Source organism: Pseudomonas sp. 09C 129 (assembly GCF_002843625.1).
Taxonomy (GTDB): Bacteria; Pseudomonadota; Gammaproteobacteria; order Pseudomonadales; family Pseudomonadaceae; genus Aquipseudomonas; species Aquipseudomonas chlororaphis.
The window spans coordinates 3,593,257-3,610,608 of sequence record NZ_CP025261.1 but is presented as its reverse complement, the minus strand read 5'-3'; the positions used below and the strand labels follow the sequence as shown (position 1 = coordinate 3,610,608).

Annotated in this window: 18 protein-coding genes; 2 read left to right on the top strand and 16 right to left on the bottom strand. The window is 64.3% G+C overall.

Translation table 11 applies throughout. The annotated features are described in order from the left end of the window. Positions 1-5: 5 nt before the first annotated feature. A complete protein-coding gene (locus CXQ81_RS16405) occupies positions 6-812 on the bottom strand; it encodes a helix-turn-helix domain-containing protein (protein ID WP_101337829.1) in 807 nt (268 codons plus the stop codon). A 79-nt stretch (positions 813-891) separates the two neighbouring features. Between CXQ81_RS16405 and CXQ81_RS16400 the strand changes: the two genes are divergently transcribed. Further along, positions 892-1,593 carry an aspartate/glutamate racemase family protein gene (locus CXQ81_RS16400; RefSeq protein WP_101337828.1) on the top strand — a complete coding sequence of 234 codons (702 nt, stop codon included), beginning with the start codon at positions 892-894 and terminating at the stop codon, positions 1,591-1,593. Positions 1,594-1,717: 124 nt separating this feature from the next. Here the strand turns inward: CXQ81_RS16400 and CXQ81_RS16395 are convergent, their stop codons facing one another. The 14 genes from CXQ81_RS16395 to CXQ81_RS16330 all read right to left on the bottom strand — a co-directional run bounded on the left by CXQ81_RS16395 (position 1,718) and on the right by CXQ81_RS16330 (position 15,747). Further along, on the bottom strand, positions 1,718-2,236 hold the full coding sequence (locus CXQ81_RS16395) for a GNAT family N-acetyltransferase (RefSeq protein ID WP_101337827.1): 519 nt from the start codon (positions 2,234-2,236) through the stop codon (positions 1,718-1,720). Positions 2,237-2,397: 161 nt separating this feature from the next. Beyond that, a complete protein-coding gene (locus CXQ81_RS16390; RefSeq protein ID WP_053260999.1) occupies positions 2,398-3,393 on the bottom strand; it encodes a LysR family transcriptional regulator in 996 nt (331 codons plus the stop codon). 99 nt (positions 3,394-3,492) lie between these two features. Beyond that, entirely contained in the window at positions 3,493-4,446 is a 954-nt protein-coding gene (locus CXQ81_RS16385) for a peptidylprolyl isomerase (protein ID WP_007928997.1), read from the bottom strand. Beyond that, the gene (locus tag CXQ81_RS16380) at positions 4,443-4,964 is read right to left on the bottom strand and encodes a YbjN domain-containing protein (RefSeq protein WP_101337826.1); all 522 of its coding nucleotides are present in this window, start codon (positions 4,962-4,964) and stop codon (positions 4,443-4,445) included. The genes CXQ81_RS16385 and CXQ81_RS16380 overlap by 4 nt, the downstream gene beginning before the upstream one ends. Positions 4,965-4,984: 20 nt before the next feature. Continuing rightward, positions 4,985-5,647, bottom strand: coding sequence for a DNA repair protein (locus CXQ81_RS16375; RefSeq protein WP_101337825.1), 663 nt, complete (start codon positions 5,645-5,647; stop codon positions 4,985-4,987). Between the two features lie 34 nt (positions 5,648-5,681). Further along, complete coding sequence (locus CXQ81_RS16370) at positions 5,682-7,376, bottom strand: putative porin (protein ID WP_101337824.1); 1,695 nt, start codon at positions 7,374-7,376, stop codon at positions 5,682-5,684. Positions 7,377-7,419: 43 nt separating this feature from the next. Beyond that, a complete protein-coding gene (locus tag CXQ81_RS16365) occupies positions 7,420-8,127 on the bottom strand; it encodes an energy transducer TonB (RefSeq protein WP_101337823.1) in 708 nt (235 codons plus the stop codon). Between the two features lie 3 nt (positions 8,128-8,130). After that, positions 8,131-8,556: a biopolymer transporter ExbD gene (locus CXQ81_RS16360; RefSeq protein WP_101337822.1), complete on the bottom strand. Its 426-nt coding sequence runs from the start codon at positions 8,554-8,556 to the stop codon at positions 8,131-8,133. A gap of 11 nt (positions 8,557-8,567) precedes the next feature. Then, positions 8,568-10,391, bottom strand: coding sequence for a DUF2341 domain-containing protein (locus tag CXQ81_RS16355; RefSeq protein ID WP_101337821.1), 1,824 nt, complete (start codon positions 10,389-10,391; stop codon positions 8,568-8,570). Between the two features lie 20 nt (positions 10,392-10,411). Next, positions 10,412-12,073, bottom strand: a complete 1,662-nt coding sequence (locus CXQ81_RS16350) for a ShlB/FhaC/HecB family hemolysin secretion/activation protein (protein WP_256593354.1) — start codon at positions 12,071-12,073, stop codon at positions 10,412-10,414. Positions 12,074-12,147: 74 nt separating this feature from the next. Next, positions 12,148-12,759 carry a transposase gene (locus tag CXQ81_RS16345; protein ID WP_007928988.1) on the bottom strand — a complete coding sequence of 204 codons (612 nt, stop codon included), beginning with the start codon at positions 12,757-12,759 and terminating at the stop codon, positions 12,148-12,150. A 388-nt stretch (positions 12,760-13,147) separates the two neighbouring features. Further along, positions 13,148-13,750: a GNAT family N-acetyltransferase gene (locus tag CXQ81_RS16340; RefSeq protein ID WP_101337819.1), complete on the bottom strand. Its 603-nt coding sequence runs from the start codon at positions 13,748-13,750 to the stop codon at positions 13,148-13,150. Between the two features lie 141 nt (positions 13,751-13,891). Beyond that, positions 13,892-14,278 (bottom strand): hypothetical protein, encoded by a 387-nt coding sequence (locus tag CXQ81_RS16335; RefSeq protein ID WP_101337818.1) that lies wholly within the window; start codon positions 14,276-14,278, stop codon positions 13,892-13,894. Then, the gene (locus CXQ81_RS16330) at positions 14,272-15,747 is read right to left on the bottom strand and encodes a PAAR domain-containing protein (protein ID WP_101337817.1); all 1,476 of its coding nucleotides are present in this window, start codon (positions 15,745-15,747) and stop codon (positions 14,272-14,274) included. Before CXQ81_RS16330 ends, CXQ81_RS16335 begins: the two co-directional genes overlap by 7 nt. A gap of 423 nt (positions 15,748-16,170) precedes the next feature. Here CXQ81_RS16330 and CXQ81_RS16325 point away from each other — a divergent pair, with 423 nt between their 5' ends. After that, the gene (locus CXQ81_RS16325) at positions 16,171-16,434 is read left to right on the top strand and encodes a hypothetical protein (protein ID WP_062825742.1); all 264 of its coding nucleotides are present in this window, start codon (positions 16,171-16,173) and stop codon (positions 16,432-16,434) included. Between the two features lie 186 nt (positions 16,435-16,620). Here the strand turns inward: CXQ81_RS16325 and CXQ81_RS16320 are convergent, their stop codons facing one another. Beyond that, positions 16,621-17,256: a flagellar biosynthesis protein gene (locus tag CXQ81_RS16320; protein ID WP_256593353.1), complete on the bottom strand. Its 636-nt coding sequence runs from the start codon at positions 17,254-17,256 to the stop codon at positions 16,621-16,623. Positions 17,257-17,352: the final 96 nt, after the last annotated feature.

The following is a 17,352-nucleotide window of genomic DNA, read 5'->3' as shown; positions in this document are numbered from 1 at the left end:
TACGACTAAAAAACTGCGCGGTACTGGCTCGGGGTCAGGCCGAGGACCTTGCGAAAGGCGCTGCCCATATGGGACTGGTGGGCAAAGCCGGTTTCCAGGGCGATGGCGGCGAGCGGCAGGTCGCTGCGTTCGATCAGCCGGCGCGCCGCCTGCACCCGGACTTCGACCAGCCAGGCATGGGGCGTCATGCCGATGGCGCGGGTGAAGTCGCGTAAAAAGCGCAGTTCGTTGCGCCCGGTGCAGGCCGCCAGTTCACCGAGCGACAGGGGCTCGGCGTACTGCTGCTCGATCAGCGTCAGCACCCGGCCGAACTCGGTGCGCCTGGCGGCCTTGGCCGGTGCTGGATCGAGGGCGGCCAGGCCGGCGAACTGCAGGGCACATTGTTCCAGGGCCAATGGGTCGCCGGCGGGTTCCAGCAACAGCCGCCGCGCCTGGCGCCCCAACGCCAGGGCCCGGGCATGTCCGGGCCGTTGCAGGCGTCGCGAACCGCGGGCGATGCCCAGGGCCTGGGGGGCGGCCAGCCAGCGCAGCAGCAGGTATTCACCGCCCTGGGGCGACTCGGAAAACACCTCGACCCCGGCCGGGGTCAAGGCCAGGGTCCCCGGCCAGCTGTCAAAATCCTCGCGCCGGTCGCTGCCGATGGCATGCACGCCCTGCTGGCGCTCCAGGCTCACACCGAGGCTTTGCCACTGCAGCGGATCGCGCGCACTGTAGGCCGCGCGCGGCAGCAATTGCAGGTCGAGCGTGCCGCCCAGCAGTTCGCGGCGCAGCCGCTCGTGATCCTGGACTTTGCTGCTCAGCACGCCGGGCATGTGAAATTTCTTGATAGATCGCGGGGCTGCGTCACGGGACACTCTCGGCATTCAGGTTTGTCAGCAACAGGAGCTGTGTATGCACACCATCGGCCTTATCGGCGGCATGAGCTGGGAGTCCAGCGCCGAGTATTACCGCCTTATCAACCAACAGGTACGGGACCGTCTCGGGCCGCTGCGTTCGGCGCGGTTGCTAATGTACAGCGTCGACTTCGGGCCTGTCGAACAGGCCCAGCACGCCGGGCGCTGGGACCTCGCGGCCGGGATCCTGGTGGATGCGGCGCGCCGCCTGGAGGCCGCTGGCGCTGAATGCGTGGTGCTCTGTACCAACACCATGCACAAGGTCGCCGACGAGATTCAGGCCGTGCTCTCGGTGCCCTTCCTGCACATCGCCGACCCGACCGCCGAAGCCGCCCTCGAGGCCGGCACCCTCAGCGTGGGCCTGCTGGGCACGGCCTTCACCATGGAACAGGATTTCCTCAAGCAGCGCCTGGTCGATCGCGGCCTCAAGGTGCTGGTGCCGGACGCCGTGGACCGCCAGGCCGTGCACCGGATCATCTACGACGAGTTGTGCGTGGGCGTCATCAGCGAGGCCTCGCGCCAGCGCTACCAGCAGGTGATCCAGGCCCTGATGGAGCGCGGCGCCCAGGCCATCATCCTCGGCTGCACCGAGATCGGCCTGTTGCTCAAGCCCGAACACAGCCCCCTGCCGCTGCTGGACACCACCGAGCTGCATGCGCGGGCGGCGGTGGCGTTTGCCCTGGGCGATCAAGAGACATGATCTGTAGCCGCTGCCGCAGGCTGCGATGGTCCGGGCCACGCTGGTCGTAGGACCTCTGGCGCCCGGAAGATCGCCACGCCCGTTCCGGGCGATCGCAGCCTGCGGCAGCGACTACAGGGGCGAGTCAGGCCTGGAGCGTGCGGCGCAGGCGCGCCATGCTCACGACGTCGACATACTGGCCGTCGCGCACCGCGTAGTCGCGCAGCCGGCCTTCGCTTTCGAAGCCGAACTTGCGGTACAGGCCCAGGGCGGCTTCGTTGTCGGCGAACACCGTCAGTTCTACCCGTTGCAGGTTCATCCAGTTGTCCGCCACCTCCAGCACCGTCGCCAACAGCCGGCTGCCAACGCCCTGGCCCTGCCATTCCACCGCCACGCCCATGCCGACGCTGCCGCAGTGGGCGCGGCGGATGCGCGAGTATTGCTCGATGCTGCAACTGCCGATCACCGCGCCCTGGTGCAGCGCCACCAGGGCCACCCGCCGTTCGTTGTCCGGCGCCAGGCGATTGCGCCAGACCTCGGCGGACTGAAACGGCATCTGCAGCACCTGGCGGGCGACCGCGGGGTCGTTGTACAGCGCGGTAACGCCCTGCACATGGGCTTCGCTGAAACGTTCGATGACGATGCTGGGGATCTCTGCGGGCATAAGTCTTCCTTGGTTCATGCGATACAGCCGATGAGTGTAGAGCGCCAGCGCCGCGGATGGCGAGCGCCGGGCACAGGGATTCTCTCTGTAGGAGCCAGCTTGCTGGCGATGCCTGCGCCGCGGTGTATCAGGCAGGACGCCATCGCGAGCAAGCTTCGCTCCTACGGAGGCGTGCCGTCGAAGTCGAACCACTCGCTGCGTTCCCGGAAGGTATTGAGGATCAGGTCGACCAGTTGTTGTACTTCGGCGTCGTGCTCCACTTCGGCGTTCACCGCCATCCACACCTGGCGCGCCATGGCCTCGTCGAACAGCCCGGGCAGTGCCGTCAGGCCGCGGTCGAAGCGGCTCATGTAATGAGGCAGCAGGCCGATGCAGGCGCTGCAGCGGATCATCTCCAGCATCAGTTCGTAGGAATGCACCTGCACCACCCCCGCCAGGCGCTGCTCCACCAGCTGGTTCCACGGCCGCAGCGGCTCGACCTGACGGTCCTGCTGCCATTGCACCAGCATGTAGTCGGCCAGGTCGTCCAGGCTGTCGGGGCGCGCGGCGACCCGCGAATAACGCTTGGCGATATGCGGCAGGTAGTCCAGGCGCACCAGCGGCTGTGGCGCGCTGGTGACGAAACTCGGCCCCGGCTTGGGTGAATCCACCCCGCCCAGCCACACCACCACGTCCGCGCTCAGGGCCCGCAACGACAGCTCGCTGTCGATGGAGATGATCTCCAGGCGCACGCTGGCGTTGCGCCGCAACAGGGCAATCAAGTCGCGACCGAGGATGTCGTGCAGGATCGACTCGGCCACGGCCAGGCGCAGCAGCGGCTGTTCGAGCACCGGCAGCATGCGCTCGTGGGCCAGGGCGATCAGCTGCGCCTTGAGCTGCTGGCCTTCGCGGCTGAGGCTCAGGGCGCTGCCCTGGAAGCTGAACAAGGGGCGGCGCAACTGTTCCTCCAGGTGCGCCAGCTGTTTGCGCAGCAGCGTCGACTTGATGTTCAGGCTGCGCGCCGCCTGCATGAAGCAGCCGCAACGGGCGGTGACCAGGAAATACTGGGCCAGCTCCGGCTCGATCCCGGCGGCCAGGGCCAGCCAGGCTTCCCGGGGTTCGGCCTGGGCGATGTAGGGGGTGATGCCCGAGATCGGGACGGGTTCGAGAAAGGACATGAGTGACTCCCTGTCGTGTGGGTGATGGCATCCATTGCACGTTATTCGTAGCAGGTTGGCCGGCGTTGCCGTCCATAGCGGTATCGGCCACTCCGCCCCCTACAGCTTCTCCTCCAGCACCTTGTTCAACTGCGCGCCGTCGATACTCAGGGTCGCGGTGTCGAGCATGCCTTCCAGGTAGGCCTTGGCGATCTGTTCCTGGCGCTGCGCCCGCAGGGCCTGGGTCAGGCGTTCGCGCAACTCGTCCAGGGTCGCCGTGCGGGCCGGTTGCTGCTCGGTCAGCCTGAGCACATGAAAACCCGCCGCGCTCTGCACCGCATCGGACACCGCGCCGACCTTCAGGCGCGCCACCGCACCGCGGACCTCGGGCAGCAGTTGCTGCAATGGCTGCAACCCGGAGTCGCCGCCGCGCCGGGCGCTGTCGGGGTCCTGGGAATACTGGCTGGCCAGGGCGGCGAATTCGCCGGGGGCGGCCTGGGCCTTCTTGCTCAGTTCCTGGGCCTGCTTGCGTGTCGCCTCCAGCGCCTGCGGCTCATTCACCGCGAGGAAGATCTGGCTGACCCGGTACAAGGCCGGGGTCTGCCACTGCGCCTTGCCCGCGTCGTAGGCCTGCTGCAACTCGGCCTCGCTCGGGTAGCCGGCCGGGACCTGGCTGACCGAGCGCAAGTAGTCGCGAAAGACGATCTGCTCAGTGGCCACCCGGGTCTGCAAGGCCACCTCCGGACGCTGGCGCCAGCCCTGGGCATCGGCCTGTTCGAGCACGGCCTTTTCCGCCAGGCGCGTGCGAATCCAGTTTTCCAGGGCCGGGCGATTGCCCCGCAGCTGCTCGCGGGACGCCTCGGGCAACGCCGCGAACAGCGCCTTGAGCTCCTCCGGCGCCACCCGCTGGTTACCCAGGCGCGCCACCGCCGGACCGTCGTCGACCGGGCTGGCTACCGCCACCCTGGGCTGTTGCGCCGCCACCGGGTCGCTGCCCGGGCGTACGCCCAGCCACACCGCCAGCGCCACCAGGGCCAGGGCGCCGACACCGACCACCAGGCTTGGCTTCTTCACTGCCCAGGCACCTCAACGACAGCCTCGGCGGCGGCCGCGGGCGCTGCGTCAGGCGTCGTTTCAGGTGCATCGGCCTGGGCCTGCAGGCGCGCGGCGTGCTGGCTGTAGTCGCGCAGGTAGACGATGAATTCCTGCAACAACCGATCCCAGAGTTCCAGCTGGCTGCGCAGGTGATCGTGGCCGACCCCAGCCACCACCACGTCCATTTCCATCACCAGGAACTCGCCCTGCACCGACAGCCGGGCAAAGCGCCGCGAGGCGTTCCACAGCTCGGCCAGGCCCGCCGGCAACTCGCCCTGGACCCGCAGCGCGCAGCTGAAGGTGAAGTCCACATAGCGGCCCTGTTCAGCCCCCGCCGCGTTGCCGAAGCGCACGGCGTAGCCGATGCCCTGGCTGGCGCTGAGCAGTTGCACGATGCCGTTCTGGTCAGTCTGGTTGACCCGGTAGCCGGCCCCTTGCAGCAGCTCGGTGAGGCTCTGCGGGGTGACGCTGGCGATCAGTTGCGCTTGTTCAGTCATGCTCGATTCTTCCCTGGTATTCAGTGAGTGCTCGCTGCCCGCGGGGCATCGAACTGGGTTTTGTACAACTCGTCACCAAAGCCCTGGGCCAGTTCCTCGAACTTGACCCGAGCGCCGCCGGCGAACGGCTGGCGGATTTTCATCACTTCGGCCACATCGATCTTTTCGTAGGCCGCGAGAATCTCTTTGGCCACGCCATACATCTGCTGATTCTTGACCGAACATTGCTGCACTTGTGTGTCACGCTCGCTCAATTGCGCCTCAAGCCTGGCCCGCTCGGCCTCTTTGGCCCGGGCCATGACCAGCAGTTCGTCATAGGCCTTCTTGAACTTGCCGATCTGCTCGCTGCTGGCAGCCATCTGCGCCTGGGCCTGGCTGTGCAGGTTCTGCTGCTGGCCGGCCAGTTGCTCGGCGACGCCGCGGGCCTTGGCCAGGTCGGCGCTCAGTTGCTTGATCTGCGCCTGCGCCTGTTTGGCCTGGTTCTCGGCGGCGACCCGGGCCGCGCTGGCCTGGGCCTGTTCGCTCTGCAGGGCCTGCAACTGCTGGGTGGTGCTGCGCAACTGGGTGCGCAGGCGCTCCTCCATGCCTTCGGCGCTGGCCCCGCTGGCCATCAGCACGCCCAGGGTCAACAACAGACCGCGCCCCATCCACAGACAGCGCCCTGCCCTGGCTCGCGTGTTCATATCGAGACTGTTCATAGCAATGCACCCCTGCGCCCTAGAAGCGCGTGTTGATTTCAAGCTGCAAGACATCGATGTCGAACGGCGCGCCGTACACCGCCTCGGAACTCAGCCAGCGGCCGGTGGCGAAGACGTTCTTGGCCAGGCCGTAGTTGCCGCCGAGGAAATAACCCTTGGCGTTGGTGCCGCCGAGGTGGAACGAGGAATCGTTGAAACCGTCAGGCAGCGCATCGGGCTGGATGTACTTGTAGCCGGCGAACAGGTTCCAGTCGCCCTGCTTGGCCAGCTCCAGGCTGTTGCCCAGGGTGAACTGCACCATCCAGGCGTTGGCGCCGCTTTCCAGCTCGCCATTGCTGTCCAGGTTGTTGACGATCTGGCCTGCGGAGCGCTTGCGCATCTCGCCTTCGTCGTAACCCAGGTTGTGGATGTAGTTGGCCTGGCTGCGCAGCTTGAAGTTCTCCGGCAGGTCGGCGTCCCACGTAAGGTTCAAGTCCAGCAGGTTGAACTCCGAGGCCAGGCCGACGAACTGCGGCTGCGCGGTGGCGGCCGGGTTGAGCGGGTTGGGCGTGATGTCGCGCAGCAGGAATACGCTGTTGCCCTTCTGCATGAAGGCCACGCGGCTGCCGTCGCTGTCGCAGCCCGGCGCCCCGGCCCAGGGTTCGCAGGCACCGGAGCGCTGGCCCTCGATGTCGTCGAAGCGGTAGTAGGCCAATGCGCCCTTGAGCCGGTGGTTGCCGTTGATCGCCCAGTTGGCGCCGATCTGCGCGCCGTACAGCCATTTGTTGTCGCTCTCTTCCTTGTCGAAGCCGTTGCTGGTGGAGGTGTCGTTGGTGTATTCCACCGGGAACGCACCGACCGTACCGAACAGGCCCCAGTCACGATTGAGCTTGTGGTTGAAGATCGCCGCCACGCCGTCGAAGTTCAGGTCGTTGGAATACAGCAGGTCGGTGGAGAAGAACGGGTTGGCGATCCGCCCGCCGGTCAGGGTCAGCGCGTCGGTGGCCTTCCAGGTCAGGTAGCCCTGGTCGAGCCAGATGTCCTTCTTGCCGAACCCGCCGCCCAGGGTCTGGGTGGTGGACACCGGGTTGTTGTCCGAGCCGGTACCGATGCGGATGCCGGCGGTCCAGTCCTCGGCGACCTGGGCCTTCATGCCCAGCCGGGCGCGCAGGCGGAACAGGTTCTCGCGGTCCTCGCGGGTGTTGAGCAAGGGCGGCAGGTTGGAGCTGCTGTTGGGGTTGACGTCGTACGGGCCCTTGTCGTTGAGCTTGGCGAAGTCGACGATTTCGTTGCTGTTGCTGCCCGAGTAGTAGCGCGACTCGTCGCGCAGGCGAATGTCGCCGTCGAAACTGATGCGCGACACCCAGTCCGGGAAGGTATTGGGCTGGGCCCAGTTCTCCTGTTTGGCGGTGGCCATGACCTCGGCCTTGACCTGGTCGCGGATCTGGTCGCGGACGATGGCCGGCACGTATTGCACCCGCACATCCCCCGGCGTCGCCGCCGGCCCTGCCGCCACCGCGGTGCTGGCCTGGCGCGCCTGCTGCGCTTCGCGCTCGGCCTGGGCGATCAGGCCGTCGGCCTGCTCCTGTTTCAGCACGCCCTGCTGCACCAGCAAACGGATCAGATTGATCGTGGCGTTTTCCGAGGGCGCAGCGGGCGCGGCCGCTACCGGTCCCACCAGGGTCGCGATGACCATGCCGATCGCCAGGGACAATCGATTCACGTTGGAAATCATTTGCACACAGCTCCTTTTGGCAAAACTTGCATCAGTCGTTCGGTTAACCCGGGCGCCGCCCCTGCAGGGACAGGCGAACAGGCAGGGTCAGGGAGGCCGGTGGCCGCTCCGTCAGGTGCGGTGCGCCGCGCAAGGCGGCCAGCACCTGGGTGTCGATTTGCGGGTTGCCGCTGGACTTGACCAGCTCGACCCGGGTGATCTCGCCGACGGCGCTCAGCCAGACGTCGGTTTGCAGCGAAAAGGCCTGGTTGCGCAGGTCCGGGTTTTCCCGCAGCACGCGCTGGAAGGTGAAGGCCAGGAACTGGCTGTAGGTGCCGTTGCCCAGGCGCCCACCGCCGGAGCCGGCCATGCCGCCGCCCTTGCCGGCGCCGATGTTGAAAGCGTCGCTGCCGGCCTGGGCATCGCCATCCATCTGCATCGGATTGGCCAGGTCGTCCACCGGCGACGGCGGCGCCTCTTCCTCGGGCTTGACCTGCTCCGGCTCCGGGGTCGGTTCCGGTTCGGGCACCTTCTCCTCGACCGGCGGCTCCGGCTCCTTGGGTTTTTCCGGCGGCGGTGGCGGTGGTGGCGGCAGCGGAATGATGGTCGGCACCTTGGGCGCCTCACGGCGCACGCCGCTCATGTCGTTGGCCCACTGCCAGAGCAGCCAGGCGGCAATGGCCCCGAGCAGCAGGCCCACGCCCCACTTGAGCAGGCGCGGCGCCGTGCGGTTCTTCACTGGCGGCAACTGGATAGGTTGTTGTGCGGTCATGGCTCAGCCCTGGCTCGGTTTGCCGGTGACCAGCCCGACCTGGGACAACTCCAGCCGGCGCAACAGGTCCAGGACCTCGATGACCTTCTGGTACTGCACCGTGGCGTCGCCGCGCACGATCACCGGGAAGTCCGGGTTCAGGGCCTTTTCCATGCGCAGGCGTTCTTCCAGCTCCGACAGCGTCACCGGGTAGGCGTCGAGGAATACCTGGCCGCCGTCGTTGACCGAGATCGCCTTGGTCTTGGCCTCGGACAGCGACACCGAAGCGCTGGCCTTGGGCAGGTTGATCTGGATCCCGGAAACCTGGGCGGTGGCGGTGAGGATGAACATCACCAGCACCACCATCAGCACGTCCACCAGGGGCGTGATGTTGATGCTGTCCACTGGCGCGTCGTCATCGTCGTCGTGGGAGGCGTTCACAGAAGCCATGACGTTTCTCCTCAGGCCGGCACGCTGGCGTTATGAGCCCGCGCGGGCGCGGCTTCACTGGACTGGCTGGCGCCATGCAACTCGGCCAGGCGGGTGATGAACTCGTCGACGAACACCCGCATGTCGGCGCTGACTTCCTTGTTGCGGGTGATCAGCCGGTTGTAGCCAAACAGCGCCGGGATCGCGACGAACAGGCCCATGGCGGTGGCCAGCAGGGCCGCGGCCATGCCCGGGGCGATGGCGTTGATGTTCACGTCGCCGGCCATGGCCGTGCCGAGGAACACCACCATGATCCCCAGCACCGTGCCCAGCAGGCCGATGTAGGGCCCGCCGGCGATGGCGTTGGACAGGGTCGAGAGCTTGGAACCGAGCTGCTGGTTCTCGCGGGTGCGCACGCCGTCCATGGAGCAGCGGATGGCCTCGATGGTCGCCGCCGAGACCGACGAGGTGTCGGCGCCCTGCTCGCGACGGGTGCGGATCTCCTGGACCGCCACCTGGTACAGGCGCCACAGCGAGGAATGCTCCAGGTGATGGGCCAGATCGCGGTCGTCGGCGAACATTTCCAGGCGGGTGCCGACCCGGGCGAACTGCTCGCGGAACAGCTGGTTGGCACTGCTGACGCGGCCGACCATGCGGTTCTTGCGGATCATGATGATCCACGACTGGAACATCATCAGCACCAGCACCGCGATGATCACCCAGGCGTCCACCGGCACGGCCTTGAGCAAAAAGCCCAGGCTGCCGAAACCGAAGCCCGACTGTTCTTCATCGACGCCGTACACCACCAGCTTCGACTCGGCGCCCTGGGCCACGGCATCGGCCAGCAGCAGGCCGGCGGGACGGGCCACCTTGGACAGGCGCAGCTCGTCGATGGCGCCATTGAACGGCAGGAAGGCACTGGCCTCGGCCGTTGCCCCTGGCGTTGATGCCGGCGGCAAATCGGCGCCGATGGCCAGCGGCGAATTGAACGCCGGCAGCGCCACCGCCAGGCGGGCGCTTTCGCGGCCATTGACCAATAGCGCCAGCTGGCTGCCCTGGGCGGTCAGGGCCAGGTGCTGCCACTGCCCGGGATTGAGCGGCTGGGTCGACACCGCGCGCTGGCCGTCGACCTCGACAAAAGGCACGCCCTGGTTGACCCCGATCAGCAGGCTGCTGGCCCCTTCACGCCGGGCCAGCAGCAACTGTTCGCCGCTGGCCTGGTCCAGGCGCAGCCAGGCACTGAAGGTAAAGGCGCCGTCGGCGGTGTGTTGCAGCGACGGGCTGGCCGGCAATAGCAGCGGCTGGCCGTTGAACTGCAAGGCCCGGCCGATCACCCCATCGATGCTCGCGCCGGTGGCGTTCTGCGCATGGTTGCCGTAGGCCGTGGTGTCCTTGGCCGGGGTGCCGTTGGCGCCGTCGAAGTGATAGAGGGCGATGTAGTTCGGGTCGAAGGTCAGCTGGCCGTTGGCGGTCGCCGGGGCCTTCTGGTTGCCGTAGTACATCCAGATGTCCTGGCGCTGGCCGCCCTCCACGTTCGGCACATCGACCCAGACCAGGGCCATGCCCATCAGCGGATCGAAGCTTTCGATCTGGTGGTTGAACACGGTCTTGTCATCGGCGCTGACGAAGCGCAGGTCGGAGCCGTCTTCCTTGACCCCGTCGAAGCTGAAGTTGCCGGTGTGCAGGCGCACCAGCAACGCGGTGCGGCCCAGGGCCTGGTTGATGGCCGCGCCTTGCGGCGTGGTGTCGATGGAGATCTGCTTGCGGTAGTGCCAGTCGTCCTGCCACCACGCCTGGGCGGTCGCCGGGAGCACGAAGCCCAGGCAGATCAACAGGGAAATCAGTAAGCGCTGCATGAAAGTTACTCCGTGAAAGATCAAAACGTCGCCTGCACACTGAAGTGCACGCGCGAGTCCTGTTTCTGGGTGTTCGGTCCATCAAGCAGCGGGTAACCCCAGTCCAGGCTGCCGGAAAGCCATTTGCTCAAGCTGGCGCGGGTGCCCAGGCCGACGCTGGCCAGGCTGTAGTCGGCCTCCTGGTCGGGAAGCTCGTCGCGCAGGTACATCCGCGCGCCTTCGGCGAAGGCATAGAAGCGCCATTCGTTGACATAACCGCCCAGGTACTTGGCCAGGGACGGCGTGCGCAGCTCCTGGGAAAACAGGTAGCCGTCGTCACTGGTGCGCTCGGCCGCCAGGTAGCCGCGCACCGAGGTGGCGCCGCCGGCGGAGAACTGCTCGTTGGACACCAGCGGCCCCGAGGCCAGCTGGAAGGCCGCCTTGGACCCGGTCTGCCAGTCGTTGGCGAAGGTGTAGGTGTAATTCAGGTCGCCCTTGAGCACGGCGAAACTGGGGTTGGCGCGGTAGCGCTTGTAGTCGAAGTCTTCGTCCGAGCTGCCATAGCCGAACAGGCTGCGGGTGCCGGCCACCAGGCTCAGGCCGAGGCCCAGCTGGGAAGTCTCGGTGTAGCGGAAACCGTTGTAGGCGAAGGTGAACGGTGCGTACTTGAGCGGCACCTTGTCGCTGTCGCCGCCCAGGCTCAGCTCTTCCTCGAAGTCCTTGAAATCCACTCCGACCGAGAACGAATTGGCCCAGGCGCCGCTGGCCGGCAGGCTATAGATCAGCGACAGGCCGTAGGAATGCCCTTTGCCCAGCACGTTGCTGCCGCCGATGGTGGCGACGTTGCTGTCGGACTGGTAGCCGGCGAACTGCAGGCTCCAGCGCTCGTTCAGCGGCGCGGTGTAGGAACCGGACCAGACCTTGGCGTTGTCCTGGTCCTCGGGCGCGGTGAAATAGGTCAGGGAAATGCTGTGGCCCAGCTGCCAGAGGTTGTTGTAGCCGAGGCTAGTGACCGCCCGCAGGTGCTTGGTGTCGGCGCTGTAGTCGTTGTTCAGGCCGACGCTGGCCTGCCACGGGTTCTGGTCCTCCACCTGCAGGTCGACGTCCATGGTGCCGGGGCGCTGGCCTTCGCGGACCAGCGGCATGACCTGGCGCCCGGGGGTCTTGTTCAGGCTCGCCAGCTGGCCCTGGACCTTGGCGAAGTCCGGCACCTCGCCTTCCTGCAGCGCCGGCACCTCGTCGCGGATTTCCACCGGCGAGTAATGCTTGGCCCCCACCACCCGCACCCGCCCGACCTTGGTCTCGCTGACCTGCAGGTAGACGATGCCGTCCTCGACCTTCTGCTCCGGCAGCTCGACGAACACCGACTGGTAGCCTCGGGCCTGGTAGACCTTCTGCAAGGCGTCGCGGGCGCCCTCGATATCGCTCAGGGCTTTCTGCGGGCCGAGGAAGGGATACACCGCTTCTTCGATGGCCCGGGCATCGAGCACGGTGTTGCCGCGCACGAAGTACTCATTCACATCCACCAGCCGCGCGGGCGCGGCCTCGCCTTGCGATGCGCCGCCTTGCACCGGTTCGCCCTCCACCGGGCCGCCCTCCTCGGCCAACAACGGCTGGCTCAGCGCGACCAGCGCCAGCCAGCCGCACACCGGCAGCCAGCGCCTGGTCGGCCCCGGCCGCCCCCTATCGAACAGATGCTCCACACCGCCCCCTAGATTTCCAAGAATGTCCAACCGCGTCGAAACCGCCGTCGCCGTCTGTACGGCGTTTGGCCGCCTCAATTGCTCAAGGTCGATGTCGTGGCGTGCTTGGCCAGCCAGCTGTGCAGCAGCGCGAAGTTCAACGAGAACTCGGGCATTTGCAGCAAGGCGCCACAGAACACTTCACCGATGATTTTCTGGATCAGCAGCACCGCCCGCGCATCGTTCAACAGCGTGGCGATATCGCGGCTCAGCACGCCGAGGCTCCAGACCTTGTGGTTCAGGTCCAGGCCGACGAACCAGCGAAACAGCAGGTTGTAATTGAGCTGCTCGTACAGCTGCTGCTCGCCAGGCACCGAGTACAAGAGCTGCAACAGCAGGATGTGCATCACCGTGCGTGGGGCGATAAGCATGCCGGGCTCGGCATCCAGGCCCTGGAGGATGTCGCGGTGCTGGTCGAGCAAGGCGTCGATCTGCGGGCGCAGCAACACCAGCGAATGGCCCGGCGGGATGTAGCTCGACACCTCCTTCAAGGCGCCCTGCCAGTCATCCTGGGAAACGATCCAGACCCACGGCGCCCCGTAGCGATAGACCGATACCGGCTTCTTGCGCGCGGCTTCGACTATCTTCGACAGCCGCTGGTCCAGCTCCTGCATGCCCACTTTCGCGTAGCGTTCCATAGTCCCCATCACCTCACTCCCGGCGTCCCGCCTCGGCTCAGAACAGTGGCCAGAAGGCCCCCTCAAGCGCGTCACATATCCATGACGGGACTGGCGAAGTGCTACCGAACTTTTGTCACAAAAGCTTCATTCACCAGAGAGTGGGGTTTGTTCGCGATGACAACGCTGAGAGCACCGGGTACTCGAATCGGGTAGGGGATATCCAAGAAAGAAGGAGGTCCCGTAAGACCAATCCAGATAGTCCTGACCCGCCAGGAGACGAGTCGCAAAAGGCTGGAGCCTCGCGTTCATCGGGGCTCGAGAACGTGTAGGAGCGAGGCTTGCCCGCGATGGCGTCGGCACTGTCGCCGATAAGCTGGATGGACGACACAAGACTCCCAGCCCACCACCATCGCCGCTATAAAAACTGCCCGTCTGGCAGGTCCAGATCGATGCCCCCACTGGCCAATGCCGACGCCGCCGCCCTGGCCTTCGCCGAAAACAGCCGCAACAGCACGACCTTCCCCAGCGTATCGCTGCGCAACGCCCCATCGTGCCGGTTGCCGATCAGGACCACATCCGGCGCAATCGTCCAACCACCGGCCCGGGCATAGAAACGCGCCAAAGGTGGGTCACAGGTGAAGACGCCAATATCGAGATGGCTGTGCTCCATACAGCGGGTGGCCGCAGCGACTGTCCTCAGCCCCAGGCCTTGTCCCTGACAGTCAGGATCGGTCATAACACAACTGAGCCCGCCAATCTCGAAGGTATCGCCGCCATGCTCGATGGTCTTCATGGCAACGGCGGCATAGCTGACCACCCTGTCAGACGCGCAGATATAGAACGAAAATGCGTCGAACACAGGATCGTGCAGCGCTGCGACCGCTGCTTCTTCAGGCGCATCCGGCTCGGGATAGACACGTTGCTGCAACAAGGCAAATGCTCGCTGCAAGGCCGAAGAGGCCCGGTTGTAGGCAATAGCATCGACAGCCCCCGGTTGCGAGGGCTTGAGGTCTGTCATGGGTTTGTCCTTGTCTGGAATGATCTGGTGGATACAGCGATATGCTTGCATGCCGGTTTACTGAAATTGATCAGACAGGGTGGCATTTCCCATACTGAACATGAAAAGCGCTCGCTCGGCAGTCGCTCCTTATAGTTGTATTTAACCTCTAAGAATTTTGACTGCGATAACTTCCAGGAAAAGACTCGCCAACAACACCCATCCGATGTACTGCAACATCAGCAATCGCCCCTTGAGAGGCTCCGGAAAGTTCTCGATATCCCCCTTGTCCAACGCCCCATGTTTAATGAGATATTTCGAGAACAACAAACAGTTGCCCACTCCCGCCACCATCATCATCTTCCCCCAAGGCCCCATGAATAGATAAAACCGATAGCTATTGATCAGCGAGCAGTTCTTGACCGCCTCCAGAATGCTATCCATGCGGGTATAGCCTAAATAAAAGTAGTACCCAATCAGGGTAAACATTCCGAGAAACGTAACTCCAATAAACACACCCAGAACAATATGCGTTGTGGTGATTACCACGTATTTACTCCCTCATAAATCAGCTCTCCCAAAAACTCTCCGGCTGACTCTCCGCCTTTAGTGGCAAAGTAGCTCCCACCACCTGCCACTACCAAGCCACAGACTACAGAGCCAATACCACCCGTAGGGACTCCAATAGCCAAACAAACTCCTCCCGCGCCACCCAGACCGATTAATCCCCCCAAAACGGCACCACCGGCCACTCCCCCCGTAAAACTTCCGGCTTCTGTAAAGCGTACCTTCTCACAAGCCTGCTTATTCCCTGCTAAGCAAACGTCCTGAACCTTCACATAAGACGCTCCACCGCCCAACGCTGTCCCAAGCCAACCGCCCCACTTGATTACCTTGGAGGCTGTTGCAACACCTTCAATCTGTGTTGCGTATCCCGGTATCTGTCCCACCGCGCCTGCCTGAGTCCAGCGATGCACCAAGCTGCGGCTTGAAATATTCAAGGCACTCTTGAGTTTGGGGTGATCAGGGAAGGCAATGCTCATTTTCGTGACGGTTGTCAGGTTAGCGTCCAACTGCACGAACAGCTTTTTTCTTTCACTGAAGAACTCGACGCTACGAAGGTGGCCGTCTCGCAGGAAGAACTTCTGATGAAGCGCTTCGATATCCAGCAACGTTCTTTTCAAGCTATCCATATGGTTACCAACGGCCGCCGTGCTGACACCTAAGGCAGTCGAACCATAGGACAGTATCGATTCAACTTGCGCCCGATACTTGAGCATAAAAGCCGCTTCCCCATCGCTCATAGACGCCAAGGCCGCACCGACCTTCTCCGCCGCTTCCATCAACAGCGCTTCTTCGCGAGTGCACTGGTAGTTGTCAGGATGACTGAGCACGACGAGTTGCCCAGGTTTGGCATCGTTTGAGAGTTGAGGATTGAGCCGACGGAATTTCTCCAGCACCGCCTTATCGGCTTGACCGAACAGCACCGTCTCCAGCGCAGCTCGGCTCATGGGCGTTTGCACGATATGAAACCCCGGCTCGACCAGATGCTGCGTGTCCTGCACGGACAGCGGCGGTGAAACGATATCGCCGTGAGCAACGCTCAGGCCGCGCACCTGATCCCGCGGCACCGCATCGGCAAACTCGTTTTGCGGGTAGCCCTTATGAATGGCGTCGGCCCATCGTTGGGTATTGATCACCGCCGGCCCGACGCAATCGCTGTCGAGCGGGATGGTCGGCTGGTTCCCGGAGCAGACCGTCCACTGAGTGGCGACCAGCCGGTTGGCCCCGGTCGGACAGCCGCATTGCACCAGGCCGCCCTCCACCGCCGTGGCTTGCTGGTCATCCACCCAGGTGTGATGGCCTTCGGCGATAAAACCGACCGTCTGGCATACCGGGCACCAAGCCGGGTCGGCAATGCGGGCCACTCTTTGATTCACGACAAAGGTGGTGCCCGAGCCGGCGATGACCTTGCCGCCGGTTGTGGTGGGGTCGCCTTCCCTGATGACAAAAGCCATGGCGTACGTTCCTGGTGAGGGATAGGCCCTCGAACGTAACGGCGCATAATCGACTGCTGAATCAGGCGATCCTGAAAAGCTTGCCCCTCTGAAACCCGCGCAGAACAAAGGACAACGGACGGCGATTGGCCCTACACAACTTGCAGAAAGTGCTGACTTGTCCGCCCCGGAAACCGCGTCCTATATTCCTTGCTCGCCCATAAGGCGACCGGGTTTGGCGACCTGGCCACTCATCTACAAGCAGTCACGCTTGCAATCTTTGCCATCGAGCCTTTATGTTCGCGGCGATCTTTTATGGCGGCTGTGCGCGGGAGATCTTCGGATCTGCCGATTTGTGGATGGTCGGTTCGCCAACCTGCGTGCAGCTGCCACCCTTTCGTTTGGCGACGACGGCAGCTCCTCTCATCCGCGAAGGAGTACCCCATGAACAAGCAATACATCCCCCTCACGGGCATCGACAGCCTCATCCCTTGCCTGCTGATCGACAAAAACACCCCACTCGACGTCCTCCACGCCAACAGCGCAGCCCGCCTGCTGGCCGTTACCCAAGTGCTGGAAAGCCTCGCCCGCCTCGACCTGAAAGACGCCGACGGAACCGACCTGCAACACCTGGCCAACGCCGGCGCCATCCTGCTGCGCGACAGCTGCGACCTGCTCGACGTCATGGGCTGGCGCCTGCAAGCCTGACACCCGGTACCTGTAGCCGCTGCCGCAGGCTGCGATCGACTGCGCAGCAGGCGCAAGGTTTTGGGATCGCTGAAGGCCTTCGGCCTTATCGCAGCCTGCGGCAGCGGCTACAGAGCAAGCGTCGGGAAACTAAGCGCTCGGGCCCCCATCAGCCTGCGGGCGCCCGACAATTGAACAACCCTGGATTCAGAGCTGCTTGGCCATGGACTCGCTGATGGCCTGCAAACCAGCCTCGGTGATCAGTTTCCAGTCATTCTCGGTAATCATCTGCATGCCTTCGCGTTTCAAGGTCTTGACCTCGACAGGCGCGGACGCGCTACCGGTGTCCACCTTCAGGTGCGATTTGTTGTTCACCGCAACGGAGAACGCACCCGGCGACATCCATGACCAGAACTCGACCACATGCACGGTGATGGTCCTGGCATCCGGCGCTTGCTCGGTGCTCGGCACCACTTGATAACCGGCTTTGCCATAGGCTGCGCCGATGCTCTTGGCAATCAGCGCGCTAACCTTGACGCCCTCCGGCAACAGCACATCGCCCAGGCCCATGCCATAGCTATTGCGCTTGCGCGCAATCGCGCGCTCGGTGATCGCCTTGTCGTCGATCTCGCCATTCTTCAGCGAAGGAATGTCGGCACTGCGCGGATCGGCTTCAAAACGACGCTCGTCGAGCACATTGATCACCACCTTCTGGCCGTTGCCACTGGACACTTCAGGTCCATCGATATCCACCACCGAACGGCTGGTGGCGCAGCCGAACAAGGTCGTGGCAACCAGCAGCAAGCTTGCGAGTTTCAGGTATTTCATGGCGACTTCAATCATTGGCATCCATCCAGTTCCGATTCAGAAAACAAGGTCGCCCGACGCCGCCAGGCGTATTCGGGTGGCGCAGGATAATGTGCAATGCCATTAATTTGC

Coding starts and splice junctions, on each gene's coding strand:
- CXQ81_RS16330 (WP_101337817.1), bottom strand. CDS start 15,747: ATGGCTTTTGTCATCAGGGAAGGCGACCCCACCACAACCGGCGGCAAG.
- CXQ81_RS16375 (WP_101337825.1), bottom strand. CDS start 5,647: ATGAACACGCGAGCCAGGGCAGGGCGCTGTCTGTGGATGGGGCGCGGT.
- CXQ81_RS16370 (WP_101337824.1), bottom strand. CDS start 7,376: ATGATTTCCAACGTGAATCGATTGTCCCTGGCGATCGGCATGGTCATC.
- CXQ81_RS16345 (WP_007928988.1), bottom strand. CDS start 12,759: ATGGGGACTATGGAACGCTACGCGAAAGTGGGCATGCAGGAGCTGGAC.
- CXQ81_RS16395 (WP_101337827.1), bottom strand. CDS start 2,236: ATGCCCGCAGAGATCCCCAGCATCGTCATCGAACGTTTCAGCGAAGCC.
- CXQ81_RS16365 (WP_101337823.1), bottom strand. CDS start 8,127: ATGACCGCACAACAACCTATCCAGTTGCCGCCAGTGAAGAACCGCACG.
- CXQ81_RS16360 (WP_101337822.1), bottom strand. CDS start 8,556: ATGGCTTCTGTGAACGCCTCCCACGACGACGATGACGACGCGCCAGTG.
- CXQ81_RS16320 (WP_256593353.1), bottom strand. CDS start 17,256: ATGATTGAAGTCGCCATGAAATACCTGAAACTCGCAAGCTTGCTGCTG.
- CXQ81_RS16390 (WP_053260999.1), bottom strand. CDS start 3,393: ATGTCCTTTCTCGAACCCGTCCCGATCTCGGGCATCACCCCCTACATC.
- CXQ81_RS16405 (WP_101337829.1), bottom strand. CDS start 812: ATGCCCGGCGTGCTGAGCAGCAAAGTCCAGGATCACGAGCGGCTGCGC.
- CXQ81_RS16355 (WP_101337821.1), bottom strand. CDS start 10,391: ATGCAGCGCTTACTGATTTCCCTGTTGATCTGCCTGGGCTTCGTGCTC.
- CXQ81_RS16325 (WP_062825742.1), top strand. CDS start 16,171: ATGAACAAGCAATACATCCCCCTCACGGGCATCGACAGCCTCATCCCT.
- CXQ81_RS16400 (WP_101337828.1), top strand. CDS start 892: ATGCACACCATCGGCCTTATCGGCGGCATGAGCTGGGAGTCCAGCGCC.
- CXQ81_RS16340 (WP_101337819.1), bottom strand. CDS start 13,750: ATGACAGACCTCAAGCCCTCGCAACCGGGGGCTGTCGATGCTATTGCC.
- CXQ81_RS16380 (WP_101337826.1), bottom strand. CDS start 4,964: ATGACTGAACAAGCGCAACTGATCGCCAGCGTCACCCCGCAGAGCCTC.